Origin of the sequence: Clostridium sp. ATCC 25772 (genome assembly GCF_001573875.1) — a bacterium.
GTDB lineage: Bacteria > Bacillota > Clostridia > Clostridiales > Clostridiaceae > Clostridium_J > Clostridium_J senegalense.
Genome location: NZ_LFRG01000006.1, coordinates 101,506 through 108,064 on the forward strand (window position 1 = coordinate 101,506; position 6,559 = coordinate 108,064).

4 protein-coding genes and 1 pseudogene are annotated in these 6,559 nt (G+C 27.5%); 1 reads left to right on the forward strand and 4 read right to left on the reverse strand.

The window, feature by feature from the left end:
* Nucleotides 1-5: 5 nt before the first annotated feature.
* Both AZI32_RS03335 and AZI32_RS03340 read right to left on the reverse strand, forming a co-directional pair.
* A complete protein-coding gene (locus AZI32_RS03335) occupies nucleotides 6-1,295 on the reverse strand; it encodes a HAMP domain-containing sensor histidine kinase (protein ID WP_061994486.1) in 1,290 nt (429 codons plus the stop codon).
* The gene (locus AZI32_RS03340; protein WP_061994487.1) at nucleotides 1,268-1,960 is read right to left on the reverse strand and encodes a response regulator transcription factor; all 693 of its coding nucleotides are present in this window, start codon (nucleotides 1,958-1,960) and stop codon (nucleotides 1,268-1,270) included. Before AZI32_RS03340 ends, AZI32_RS03335 begins: the two co-directional genes overlap by 28 nt.
* An 813-nt stretch (nucleotides 1,961-2,773) precedes the next feature.
* On the opposite strand from AZI32_RS03340, the gene AZI32_RS03345 reads away from it, so the two are divergent.
* Nucleotides 2,774-3,877 carry a DEAD/DEAH box helicase gene (locus AZI32_RS03345; RefSeq protein ID WP_061994488.1) on the forward strand — a complete coding sequence of 368 codons (1,104 nt, stop codon included), beginning with the start codon at nucleotides 2,774-2,776 and terminating at the stop codon, nucleotides 3,875-3,877.
* A gap of 348 nt (nucleotides 3,878-4,225) precedes the next feature.
* Here AZI32_RS03345 and AZI32_RS03350 read toward each other — a convergent pair.
* Together AZI32_RS03350 and AZI32_RS03355 are read right to left on the reverse strand one after the other, a co-directional pair.
* A pseudogene (locus AZI32_RS03350) lies at nucleotides 4,226-5,406 on the reverse strand (macrolide family glycosyltransferase).
* 36 nt (nucleotides 5,407-5,442) lie between these two features.
* Nucleotides 5,443-5,868 carry a helix-turn-helix domain-containing protein gene (locus AZI32_RS03355; protein ID WP_010293484.1) on the reverse strand — a complete coding sequence of 142 codons (426 nt, stop codon included), beginning with the start codon at nucleotides 5,866-5,868 and terminating at the stop codon, nucleotides 5,443-5,445.
* Between the last annotated feature and the right edge of the window lie 691 nt (nucleotides 5,869-6,559).

Here is a 6,559-nt window from a genome sequence, read left to right on the forward strand (position 1 = left end):
CTTTCTTACAAATTAGTAAGAAAGGTAACTGTAAATTTACTTCCTTTTTCTTTTATACTTTCAACTTCTAGGAACCCTCCTTGACCTTCTATTATACTTTTAGAAAGTGCTAATCCTATTCCTATAGAATCTGTCTTCTTCGTCTCTCTTCTACCTTTTCCTTTATAAAATCGTTCAAAAATATGTGGTAAATCTTCTTTTTCAATACCTTCTCCATTATCACTTATGGTAATTTTATGATAAAGGGAATTATTTTCATAATGAATGGAGATTTCCCCATATCGCGTCGTATGCTCAATTGAATTTTTAAGTATATTGGTTAAAGCCTCACTTGTCCATCCTTTATCATGAATACATGAGCCCTCTTCAATATTCATCTTTAAATTTATTTCTTTTTCTTCTATACTTATTAATAATGGCTCTACAGCTTTTTCTATAGTTTCTTTAAAATCATTATTTATTTTATTGTATTCCACTATTCCACCTTCAATTTTAGCAAGCTTTAATAATTTTTTTATAAGCCATTCCATACGGTATACTGAACTTCTCATTTTGCACCCTATCTTTTCTACCTCATCTTTACCTATATAAGAATTATTAGTCAATGCTTCAGTAAATAAACTCATAGATGTTATTGGCGTTTTAAGCTGATGAGATATATTTGCCAAAGTGTCTTTCAAGAAAATTTTTTCCCTGTTAAGATCCGTTAATGAACCTTCCAATCTTTCTGCCATTTGATTGAAATTATGTGCTAGTACACTAAATGTTCCTTCTCCCATAAATGAAAACCTCAAAGAAAAATCCCCTTCAACTACTTTTTTTATTCCCTGATTTAGCATTTCAACATACACAACAATTTTCTTATAAAAAAATAATACAATTAAATATAATGACAACATAAAAATAAGCAACAAAATATTAATATGTAATTTCAACCTTTCATAGGATTCATTTATATTAGGAATTAATTTGATGTCCATGTCTTCCTTATAACCATAAGACTTCAAAATTTGTTTTCCCTTTTCATAATCCTTATTTTTTACACCTTGTGTAAAAATTGCAGTGACTTTATCTTCATCAATAGCTTGAGAATTTGAAAACAAACCTATTAAAGCGTAACTTTCATTAATATAATTCTTTTTAATTTTTTCAAAGCTTATATTAATAATGATATTTAATGTAATTATTAAAACTGTTATGGCTATAACCCATATTAAGCTAAATTGCTTTAAAAAGTTATCTTTATACATACCCTTCATTTTACCTCTTACTCCTCTATAACATTTTTGTTCCACTTATACCCAAGTCCTCTTAGATTCACTAAATAAGTTGGTTTTGATGGTTCATCCTCAAGCTTTTTCCTAAGTCTTCTTACATACACAGCAGGTGTATTTTCATCCACAAAATCTCCCTGAATATCCCATAGCCTATGAAGAATTTCTTCCTTAGAGATAACCTTATATGGATACCCCATAAAATATAAAAGTAACTTATATTCAACAGCTGTTAAAATTATTTCTTTTTTGTTTTTATAAACTTTTGCGTTTAAGCTGTTTACTTCTATATCTCCTGAAATAAGTCTTGTTTTTTGATAGTTGCTTGTCCTTCTAAGTACTGCCTTAATTCTTGATAAAAGCTCCTTTACCCTAAATGGTTTCACAACATAATCGTCTCCACCAAGATCAAACCCTAAAACTACATTAACTTCCTCGTCTAATGCTGTTAAAAATATTATTGGTACTTTACTCTTTTCTCTTACATACTTACAAAATTCATATCCATTACCATCCGGTAATCCAATATCTAAAAGAATGAGTTTAAATTCTTCATTGAATAGCTGTTTTGCACTAGACATGTCTCTAGCTCTTACTACTTTTAAACCATCATTTTCTAAATTATACTCAATACCTAATGCAACAGCTTCATCATCCTCTACTAGTAAAATTTTAATATTATCCATACCATCCTCCTATTTTAATAAATATTACTGGCATATTTAGTCTGCAAAATTAATCATAATTTTCTGAAGTTTTATAAGTTAGTTCTCTAAATATTTCTCCTATATTAAATTTATTAATCTTTACTTATCTTAATAGTTTAAATTCCTATCGTCTTTCTTAATGCATTAATTTAATAATTTAAATTTAGATTTTAAATTCAAATCCTCAAATATATTATACAATTTTTGAAATTCATTTGCCTTTAAAACAATAAAAATATATAGGGTTCCAAGTTTGCTTTTAAAACTTTTTATTTCAAAACTTGGATACCCCAAATAGTGATGCTAGCTCGTAAGCACCTAAACTTAACACTTAATTATGTATAAAAATATTTTTCTTTTAAGCTTTTACTACATTATGTAATAATAAAGATTTTGAATAAACTATTAATTAAAAATATATTTAGAGTTTCTTTGAAATTTTCACAGACTAGCATTTTAAATTTTTTCATTATTACTTTTTAACACTATAAATTTGGAATTTTTAGGCTTAGCTTTACGCCTATGCTTGTATCCCTATAACTTTAATCAGTAATTTACTAAAATTGACCTTCTAATTAATAAATAATATTAGTCTTAATTATAAGCTTATGATATTATTAATAGATGGTTCTAAGATGAATTTTAAAACAAAAAGTTCGGTGAATAAATTTAAATTAAAAATTGTATACTTATAGGTATATAAATAAAAAACTTAGACATGTCAAAAATGTAAATAACATTAAGCCCTCTAAAAATGTTTTGCCATGTCTTATAAACGAAAGGTATGAAGTGATGAATTTTAAAGAATTAGGAATTAATGATGATATTATAAATATATTAAAAAAATCTGGTATTACAAAACCAACACCTATCCAAGAAGAAAGTATTTCATTCATAAAAGAAGGAAGAGATGTTATAGCTGAAGCTCAAACTGGTACAGGAAAAACTCTAGCATTTTTATTACCAATGTTTGAAAACATATCCCCTAGTCTAAATGCAGTTCAAGGACTTATTGTAACTCCTACAAGAGAACTTGCAATACAAATAACAGAAGAAGCTATGAAATTAAAATCTGCTAAAGATATAAATATATTAGCTCTATATGGCGGAAAAGACATAGGTTCCCAACTAAAAAAACTTAAAGGAAACACTCATTTAATTATTGCAACTCCTGGTAGACTTCTAGATCATCTTGATAAGAAAACTGTAGACCTTTCTAAATTAAAAACCTTAGTTTTAGATGAAGCTGATCAAATGCTATTTATGGGATTTAAAAATGAAGTGGAAAAAATCATAAAAGAGTGTTCTAAAAAACATCAAACATTATGTTTTTCTGCAACTATGGATTCTGCTGTAAAAAAACTTGCATATAGATATATGGATGATCCAATAGTTGTTGCTGTAAAAAAAGAAGAGGTTACTCTTACTAACATTAAACAAAATGTAGTTGAAACTACAGACAGAGAAAAATTAAATTCACTATGTGCTGTATTAAAAGAAGATAATCCTTTTATGTCAATAATATTCTGTAGAACTAAAAGAAGAGCAGATGATCTTGAATTATCTCTTGCTAAAAATGGTTTCCGCTGTGAGAAACTTCATAGTGATGTACCTCAATCTAAACGTGAAAGAATAATGAAAGCTTTTAGAAATGCAGATATTCAATATTTAATAGCTACAGATGTTGCATCTAGAGGATTAGATGTTAGTGGCGTAACTCATATTTACAACTATGATATTCCAGAAAGCATTGAATCATATATTCACCGTATCGGTAGAACTGGAAGAGCCGGTGAAAGTGGTTATACATGTCTTTTTGTAGATCCTAAGAATGAAAGAATGCTTCAAGAAATAGAAGAAGCTATAGAATTTAAAATTGAAAGACGAGAAATATAAAAAACATATATTTGAAATTAAAAGACCACCTTATTATGTGGTCTTTTTTGATTATATAAAATCTTCATATATCTAAACTATTTTTTACTTAAGGCATATGAAAAAAATAATAATTTAAAGATTCTAAGCATATTTGTCACGAGACAAGCAAATAAAATTAGTCATAGTAGGGCTATCTCTGGATTTTACCTGCTAAGTATTCATTGTAAATAAGTAATACTACTAGCTTATTATTCATTTGATTATGCCTAAACTTTATAGATTTTTATTTGATTTTTTACATTATTAGTATTTTATAACTATTAGTTATTCAAAATAGTTCCATTTTAATATACCCAATACCTATAACTAATTTTGACTGCTCTCATATATAACCTTTAATATCGCATCAGCCCCTCCTTTGGGACCTTCTGAATTCTGAAAGCTATTTGCTATTTTATTTGCATTTCTTTTATATTCATTATTATTTATAACTTGCATCACTGCATCTTTAATATATTGGGATTTATTCCTTTTTAACATAACCCCTGCGCCTAAATAAGCAACCCTCTCTGCTACCATTTTTTGTTCTGAATGTTGTGGAAATAATACCATAGGGACCCCATAATACAAGCTTTCATTAGCGCTATTCATACCACAATGACTAATAAATACATCTGTTTTTTGAAGTACTATAATCTGTTTAACACTATTTTTAACTTTAAAATTATTTGGTATATATGCTAAATCTTTAATATTAGTACCATTACCAACAGACATAACTACATCAACATCACAATTTTTAAATGCATTTATACAGTTCTTATAAAATTTAATATTTTTATTATTTACTGTGCCAAGTGAAATATATATTAACTTTCTATTTATCTTTTTAGATTCTACAATCACCTTAGGCACTGATGGTCCTATAAAATAATACTTATCAGAAAAAGTCTCCACCAGTGGCTGAAATTCCTTTGATGTGTACACGATAGTATTTGTATCATTATCATTTGTAATCATGGAAAGAAAACTCTTAACATCATATCCTCTATTTTGCAGAAGCTTTATTTTCTTATTAATGTGATTCATTCCTAAAATCATAACTATAAATTCTTTTAAACCTTTTTTCATTAGTTTTGCCGTATGCTCATTAAATGCAAAAGTTGTTGTAGAACATACATATGGAATATTAAGTTTTTTTGCAAATAACTTCCCCCAAAAACTTAACGAATCTGATACAATACAGTCTGGATTAAAGACTTTAAGTTCTCTACAAATTTTCCCATCTAAAGCTAAAGTAGTATCTACAACCATCTCAATTAACGCTGAAAAATCCTTACCAATTTTTTTTCATCACTAGGATGCAATTGGGGAAGATACTCATCACAACAAATACATTTTGCTCCAGCACCTTCAATTTTATCTTTGAATTCATTAAAAGAGTAATATAATACTTCATTTCCTCTATCTACTAACTCACGAACTACTTCAATTGTAGGATTAATGTGTCCATGTGCAGGAATACTGAAAAACACTATTTTACTCATATTTTAACCACCCTTTTATAAATTTTTGCTTTAAAATTATTCTTCCTTTCTTGCTATTCCTATACTACCTACAAAATTTATCAAATCACGTTGATGAACAATTCCAATTCCTCTTTCCTCATCTCCTAATATCAATAACTTATCTCCTACTTTTATATTAAATATCTCTCTTGCTTCCTTTGGAATAACAATCTGACCACGTTCCCCAACTACAGCAGCTCCAAAAAAATGCTTTCCTTTAGGAGGTACTACAATTCCTGATTCTTCTTCCGAATGATTAACTAAATCATCTATCTTGACATTATACAATTTTGCAAGTTTAACACAACTATCTATATCCGGTGTAGATTCACCATTTTCCCATTTTGCTACTGACTGTCTAGAAACATTAATCTTTTCAGCTACATCCTCTTGTGTATATTGGTGATTTTTTCTTAACCTCTTTAAATTCGTACTAATCATACTTTTCATACCTCCTATACTTATTGTATTCAAAATATAGCTTAAATTCTATCAACTAAACTTAACATTCACGTATATACTTATATATATTAATTTTTTATTTATCATTCCTAGCTGATTAAATTATACTCTTCTATTACTTCCACCACCTTATGTTTACATAACCCTCTTAGCATTTATTTTTCTTCTATGCTTTAGATTTACTACCATCATTCCATAAATGTTATTTTCCCAGCTCCATTATGTCCTAAAAGCGCCATATACTAGGCTTGGGATTCAAATTCACATCCTTTATAGCCTTTAATTTTTTTGTTGCTTTATCAATTTTAAATTTCATATTATATATCCTTAAAATAAATAAACCTTTGCCCTATCACTAGTTTATCAATGATGGGATAAAGGTTTATTTATGATTCATTTAGAATTTATAAAATTTGCAGAAATAGGTACATTAAATATCTTAGAATATAGAAACTCAAATTCAATTTGTCCACTTGTTCAACAAATCTTATATACTCATTTTGTAATTCTATTGATGTAATGTAAACATATATATTATAAACACATTATTTAAATCCGTTATAACTATAGGGAAACAAGCTCCAATTTAAATTTATTCATCAAATTTTTGTTATCAGTTGAGAAAAATAAGTGCAAATATATTTAGTTAAGAATTATGAATTAAGAATTC

Bases quoted from the DNA above. Each gene is read 5' to 3' on its own strand.
- AZI32_RS03345 (WP_061994488.1), top strand. From the start codon at position 2,774: ATGAATTTTAAAGAATTAGGAATTAATGATGATATTATAAATATATTA.
- AZI32_RS03340 (WP_061994487.1), bottom strand. From the start codon at position 1,960: ATGGATAATATTAAAATTTTACTAGTAGAGGATGATGAAGCTGTTGCA.
- AZI32_RS03355 (WP_010293484.1), bottom strand. From the start codon at position 5,868: ATGATTAGTACGAATTTAAAGAGGTTAAGAAAAAATCACCAATATACA.